This window comes from Streptomyces marokkonensis, assembly GCF_008312835.1.
Classification (GTDB): Bacteria; Actinomycetota; Actinomycetes; order Streptomycetales; family Streptomycetaceae; genus Streptomyces; species Streptomyces marokkonensis_A.
Genome location: NZ_VSKS01000030.1, coordinates 74,846 through 80,909, shown reverse-complemented (window position 1 = coordinate 80,909; position 6,064 = coordinate 74,846). Strand labels below are relative to the sequence as shown.

Here is a 6,064-nt window from a genome sequence, read left to right as displayed (position 1 = left end):
TGCGGGGGTTGCTCGTCAGGCAGTGGCAGGGCGCCATGAGGTCGCACGTCGTCCCCGCGCCTGCGGGGGTTGCTCCCGCCCGGTGCGGCGCCGGGCGGTTCCAGGTGTGTCGTCCCCGCGCCTGCGGGGGTTGCTCCCGGTAGGTGCCGGAGGTGAGTCCGGCGTTGACGTCGTCCCCGCGCCTGCGGGGGTTGCTCGTGGACGCAGGACCAGAAGGACCGCGCCCTCCTGTCGTCCCCGCGCCTGCGGGGGTTGCTCGCCCGGAGCGGTGAGGCTCCGGGCTTCATCGGCGTCGTCCCCGCGCCTGCGGGGGTTGCTCCTCGGCCATGCGCATCGCCGAGGCCTACGACATGTCGTCCCCGCGCCTGCGGGGGTTGCTCCGGGAGGGGGACCAGCGGCCCGGGTGCCTGCCCGTCGTCCCCGCGCCTGCGGGGGTTGCTCTGGCACATCGCCACGGACTGACCCCCGAAGCCCGTCGTCCCCGCGCCTGCGGGGGTTGCTCTGCTGTCGGCCAGATGATCAAAACCGGTCTGGCGTCGTCCCCGCGCCTGCGGGGGTTGCTCGCGCTGAGCGGCCGTCTGAGCGCCTGTGAGCCTGTCGTCCCCGCGCCTGCGGGGGTTGCTCCGGCACCAACGTTCCAGGGGTTGGTCACGTCGGGTCGTCCCCGCGCCTGCGGGGGTTGCTCCTCCTCCAGGACCCGGGCGACGACTCGTTCACCGTCGTCCCCGCGCCTGCGGGGGTTGCTCGGCCACCCGGCTGATGCGGGACTGTGCCCAGCGGTCGTCCCCGCGCCTGCGGGGGTTGCTCTCCCAGTACGTCTTCTTGTGCCGACGAGGCTTCGTCGTCCCCGCGCCTGCGGGGGTTACTCCACGGACGTCCTCCCCGTCGTGACGCGCGAACCGTCGTCCCCGCGCCCGCGGGCCGAGTAGACCATGCACACGCGTTTGTCGTCCCTGCGCCTGCGGGGGTTGCTCGTGCGAGGCCGTATGACCACCCCCGTGCTTCCCGTCGTCCCCGCGCCTGCGGGGGTTGCTCGATCTTCGTCAGAGAGCCGGTCGTCGTTCTGAAGTCGTCCCCGCGCCTGCGGGGTCGCTCTATGAACGCCTTCCAGCGGGACTCCGCAACTCGACGCCCAGTACTCAGTCAGCCTTCGGTCGCATGCCGGTGCGGAGGCCATCGCTCGGTTGCGGAGAGCGGGTCTGTTGGAGAGCTGGCTGGGTGCTCCACGCGATGTGCCGCAACTCCTGTTGTAGCGCGGCGCGAGTTGCCTCGTCGGATGCGTGCCGGCGCGGAGCCTCAGCAATGATCTGCCGACGCAACCGTTGCTCGGATTGAAGCTGCTCAACGACCACACGCAGGTCACTGGCCCTGCTGCGCAGCGCAGCGGCATTGCAACGGGCATGCTGGGCGGCTTCAGTGCGGACCGTGTCGATCTGCATGGCCACCGTGGGCAGGTGAGCGTGCATCGTGGTGAACCACTGCCGCATGGCTGCTGGGTCATCAGGAACTTCGCCGAGCGCGCCGTGGGCGCGGAAGACCTCAGCGTACGGGGAGGTGTGCAGCATCTGCCAGGCCCGCTGGCGGGCAGCGGCGGCGGCTCGCTCGGCACGCTGCTGCCTCTCACGTGCATCGGCCAACTGTTGCGTGTATTGGGCGAGCAAGGTCTGTTGTTCGGTGCGGGAGGTACCAGCCATCCGCAGGGCGATCCGACTGCGGCCGAAGGACGCTTCGATCCTCTCTTTGAAGCCCCTGCTCTGCGCGGCAGCGGCCGCAGCGCGGCGCGCGACGCCGTCCTCCTGCTGGGCCCGGACGGCAAGTTGGTCGGCCGCGGCAAGAACGGCGGCTGCGGCCTGCGCGGTGCGCTGACCGGCGCTGGGCTCCTCCTCCGCGGCGTCCGCCAACTCCCGGGCCTGGCGGGTCTGCGCCTCGGCAGCGTGTTCGGTGGCTGCAGCCGCCCGCAGTGCCTTCGCCAGCCGGATCTCCAGCTCGTCGGCGGGCAGGGCACCGTACGGGCGGGCGTCGAGGTGGTCCCAGGCCGGGAAGGCGGGTTCGTCGGCGGTGGGCATCGGCGGGGTGACCGGTTCCAGTACGGCGCGCGGTCGGTCGCTGATCATGGTGTCGGCCTGGTTCTGGCGCAGCAGTACGGTGTACGCCTGCAGGGCATGTTCCAGGAGCTCGGTCCCGTCGCGGAGGTCACCGAGCCGGGTCCGGGTCTCCGGGTCCTCCAGGGCGGCGGTGGGCAGCCACACGTGGTTGGCGGTACGGGCGCGGGCAACGCCGGAGTAGAGGGCGTAAGGGTTCGCGCCCAGCCCGTACACGAGGGCGGTGTCGGTGCTCATGCCCTTGGACGCGGCGATGGTCATCGCATAGCCCAGGGCAAGGGCCCCGGACGTGACCTGCCCGGGTGTCAGCCAGAATTGATCGCTACGAGTGCCGCCGTCGTCGTTCTTGCACCGCCAGGTGATCTGCACTCGCTGGTCGTCGGCAATGTCGGTAACCACAGCGCGGGAGCCGTTGCGGACGTGGGGGACGGCGTCGCGACGGAACCGGTAGTCATCGGTGCGCACCCTGACGATGTCACCGATGGCCAGGGTGAGGTGGTCGCCGCCGGGCAGGGCGTAGCGGTGGGCGCGGCCCAGTTCGCCAGCCGCGCGGCGCAGAGTCTGGGCACCGGCGTTCAGCAGGGCGGCATCGTGATCGCGGGCCGTCAGCACCACCAGGTTCTCGAGCAGGCCGTGCGCGTCACCGTAGCGGGTGCGGGTCTCATTCCAAGCAGTGAGGATGCAGCGGCGGGCGTCGTCGGCGCTGTCGGTAGCGTGGACGCGGCCGCGGTCGGCCAGCAGGTGCAGGGCAGGCTCGCGTGCGCCATTGCGCCAGATGTCCAGCGCGGCCGCCTCGCCCGCGTCCTTCTGGCTCCGGTTGACCGTGAGCGTCTCGCCGCCGACCAGGCGGTGCACCTCGGCGAAGCCGCCGCTGGGGCCGATGGTCTGCAGGTGCTGCGGGTCGCCGACCGCGATGACCTTGGTGTGGGTGCGGGCGGCTTCGGTGAGCAATGCGGCCATGGACCGGGCGTCGGTCATGGCTGCCTCGCCAAGGACCAGGACGTCGATGCCGGTGAGTCCGTCACCGTCGTGAATGCGCTGCAGCCAGGCGGCAACGGTGCGGGAGGGAATGCCGGAGCCCTCGTAGAGGGCCTGCGCGGCCACCGCCGACGGAGAGGCGCCGGCGTACGTCAGCCCGAGCCCGTCCCAGCTGATCCGGCAAGCCTCCATCACGCTCGTCTTACCGGATCCGACCACGCCGGCGACGGCCTCGACCCCGTGTCCGGCCGTGAGTAGCCGTTCCACCGCGCGCCGCTGTTCGACGTCGAGAGAGAACCCGGCGGCCACCTCGAACACAGAAATGGCGGCGGCCGCCTGATCCGGACTCAGGCCGGCTGACCCGTCGGCGTAGCGGGCCCGTGCCTGGTCCACGATGGTCTGCTCGGCCCGGAGGATGTCATGGGTGGTGTAGCGCTCGGTGTGCGCCATGAGCTGCGAACCGCGCGGAGGCAGCGCCTGGACGTACCCCGTCACCGCGAGTACCCGCGCCGCCAGGGTTTCGAGCTCGCTCGTCTCCAGGCCGAGCGGGCAGGCTTCCGCAACCCGGGCGAGGAGTTGGGCCCTGCTGAACTCCCTGTCGGAGGCGGTCAGCCCGTGCTGCGGGTCGAACACCTCGGCGGCGATCCGCTCGGGCGGAGGGGTGCGCGAACCGTCGGGACCGTCCACGGAAAACGGCCCATCGGGACCATGCGGCCCTGGGGCGGCTACCGCAACCATCGCGTCGACGTCGTAACCGAGGTCCTCGGCACGTCGGCGCCAGGTGGCGCGCAGGTCGATGGTGCCGGTGTCGTGCTTGGAGTGCCGGGTATCGGCCGACACCCGCAGCTTCTCCTCACGGCCCGCGTCGGCACCGGCGATGGCGTCGACCTGGGCCGCACGACGGGAGTAGTGGTCGCGCAGCGACTCGGGGATGCCCTCGATCTCCCAGGCACCGGTGCGCGGGGAACGCGCTCGGACCACGCCGAACCGCGCGTGCGTCAGGGCCCGCACCCGTGCCTTGAACAGGGCGTCGAATGCCTTGGCGTGCCGGTACAGGTCCATGCCGCCGTTGGCGATGGCACGCCACTGGCCGTCCTCGCAGCGGGCCATGTTGACGATCACGATGTGCACGTGCAGGTGGGGGTCGCCGGGTGTGTCGTCGACCGGTCGGGCGGACTGGTGCTCGACGCTCCAGCCGAGCAGTCCGCCGGTGGCGATGCGGCGCAGCTCGCCGTCCTCGCCCGCCAGGCCGTAGCCGATCCATTGCTCCAGTTGGGCGAAGGCCTCCCGCTTGGCCTGGTGGACCAGGGCTCGGAACTCCTTCTCGTGCCGCCCGGCGAGCAGCGCCCACAAGGTGGAGTCGCTCTTCGGCAGGTCGGCGACGAGGTCGTAGGCCCGGATGCGGATGCTGACCCGCTCGCCTTCGTGAGCGCGGGCCTCGGCGAGTCGGCCGGCGTCGTAGATGTCCTCCAGGGCGAGCCCGGCCGCGCGAGCAAGACGGTGCAGGGAGTCGACCTGCAGCTGATGCCGCTCACCCTTCTGACGCACGATCCGCGCGAGCGTCGCCCACTTCTTCGCCTGCTTGGGCTTGCCGGTGAACAGTCCGGCGGGCTCGCACCCTGCGACCTCGGCGGCCGCCTCGACCGCCTCCACGAGTCGGGCGCCGGTCAGTTTGGCACGCGGGTGTGCGCGAAGCTCGGGGCGCACTAGTTGCTCGCCGGTGAGGGGGTGGACGCCCTTGCTCAGGGCCCGTGCGGGCTGCCTGCCCTCCTCATCGAGGAACGTGCCGGTGGTCTGGCCGACGTCGGTGAGTCCTTCGCCGATCCACACGAGCGTGCCGTCCTCGGCGGCGTCCATGCGGTACTCGATCCGGTCACCGGCAGCCGGTCGGGCCTGCCCGGCGAGGCTCTCGCCGTCGTGCTGGACGTAGCAGCCGGCATGGCCGGTGAGGCGGTACTCGACCTACCCGTCATCCACGATCCCGGTGACCCAGGCCGTCGGCTGCTGCCCCTCCCCCCTGGGCCCTGGCGGCCAACGGCCGCATACGTTCCCGTAGGGGACGTACCTTTGTCCATTCTTTTGGATCTTGATTGAGTGGTGACGATAGAGCGGCACGCGGGAGCAGTCAACGATGCCGGGCCGGACCAAGGCACCGAGTGTCGTGCGCGGGGTGGATGTCAGCAGGATGCGCAGGGTTATGACAGTGGGATCGCAGAGTCCGTGTCAGTAGGCGGCGACGGCTCGGAGAGCATCCGAAGGCTGTAGAGCACGTTGTCGTGGAACCGATCGATGATGTCGCCGCGGGTGACCATCTCGGCGGCGAGGTCTTCAAGGGCCTGGCGCTGGGCGACGTCGTGGGGGTCGATGCCGCCATCAACCCAGACGCCGAGGAGGACCTCGGCCTCGGCGGGCTGGATCGGGCCGCGTACCGAGGCGTGCGCCTTCTTACTCCCGGTCAGCCTCGGGCGGGACTTGGCGCAGGATGAGCACGCCGCTGGCACCGGGGAGAGCGCGGGCGCGGTCGAGGGCGGCATCGAGCCGGTGGCGGGTCCAGGACAGGGCGGCGGCCAGGGCGTCGGTGGTGAGGGGCCTGCCCGCGTGCGTGAACACGGTGATGACGGTGAGCGCGTCGTGGGCGGCGCTGGCCGGGCGTCGGTCGATGACCTGGCGGTGACGGGGCAGTTCGAAGAGTTCGTCGGAGCCGGGCACCAGGTCGGCCGGGTGCATGTCGAGGCGGCGGGCGAGTTCGAGCAGGGCGCGGACGGGTAGGTCGGGGAGTTCGTCGAGGACATGCTCGCCATCGCGCTCCGGCGCCGCGACGCCAACGAACCCGTCACCTCGATCGCTCGGCACCTCGGCGTCGGCCGCTCCACCCTCTACCGGACCCTGGCCGCACACGACGAAGCCATCGCCACCACTGACACACGACGTATCGCGGAGCAATGAATGCTCCCGGTGCCCTGCACCGCGACGCAAGGGCATCA

General features: G+C 71.2%; 3 protein-coding genes and 1 CRISPR repeat array. Of the genes, 1 reads left to right on the top strand and 2 read right to left on the bottom strand.

Going from position 1 to position 6,064, the window contains the following annotated elements:
• Positions 1–47 precede the first annotated feature (47 nt).
• Positions 48–868: direct repeats of the CRISPR family, unit length 28 nt; unit sequence GTCGTCCCCGCGCCTGCGGGGGTTGCTC.
• A gap of 271 nt (positions 869–1,139) precedes the next feature.
• On the bottom strand, positions 1,140–4,937 hold the full coding sequence (gene mobF, locus F1615_RS33595) for a MobF family relaxase (RefSeq protein ID WP_149552823.1): 3,798 nt from the start codon (positions 4,935–4,937) through the stop codon (positions 1,140–1,142).
• A gap of 588 nt (positions 4,938–5,525) precedes the next feature.
• Positions 5,526–5,933, bottom strand: a complete 408-nt coding sequence (locus tag F1615_RS33590) for a hypothetical protein (protein ID WP_167533930.1) — start codon at positions 5,931–5,933, stop codon at positions 5,526–5,528.
• On the opposite strand from F1615_RS33590, the gene F1615_RS37255 reads away from it, so the two are divergent.
• Positions 5,871–6,026 carry a helix-turn-helix domain-containing protein gene (locus tag F1615_RS37255; protein ID WP_149552821.1) on the top strand — a complete coding sequence of 52 codons (156 nt, stop codon included), beginning with the start codon at positions 5,871–5,873 and terminating at the stop codon, positions 6,024–6,026. The genes F1615_RS33590 and F1615_RS37255 overlap by 63 nt on opposite strands.
• The last annotated feature ends 38 nt before the right edge of the window (positions 6,027–6,064 follow it).